Raw genomic sequence first — 480 nt, forward strand, 5'->3', positions numbered from 1 at the left:
TCGTTTTTATGGAATAGACGCTGACGCCAAACTAGATTCTCCGTAACATCCAATTCAATCCAGTGACAGCGGCCGTTATCCAAACGGTAAAAACGGGTATCGAGTCCAGCTCCAACATTGATGATCCAAGCGTCCGGATTTTGCTGCAAAAACTGCGTTACCTGTTGGTCGCACAGTTGAGTCAACGTCACGTGTAGCAGCTGCTTTTGCGCGATATCACCACTTAAACAATCAGGTGCCATCTTGCAGCTTAGACAAGCTTTCGCTGCAATGGGGTCATACACCAAACCATTGTCGACCATGCTTTCACGGCTGCGTAATAGCAAAGGCTTCAATAGATGATTAGGAACTTGATGTTTTGACTTAGACATGGGCATTTCCTGCGCCAGTGAGAAAGAGTGGACACTGGAAAAGATGATAATGAATATCAATTACATTATCAAGCCCAGAGAGAGCCGACGAGAATATGAGAAATAAACT

The 480-nt window shown here is 44.8% G+C and carries 1 pseudogene; it reads right to left on the reverse strand.

Annotated features, from left to right (window positions below):
* Nucleotides 1-371, reverse strand: a pseudogene (locus tag R7Q48_RS26515) (class I SAM-dependent methyltransferase); the annotation flags it as partial.
* Nucleotides 372-480: the final 109 nt, after the last annotated feature.

The organism is Vibrio sp. 378, assembly GCF_033339435.1.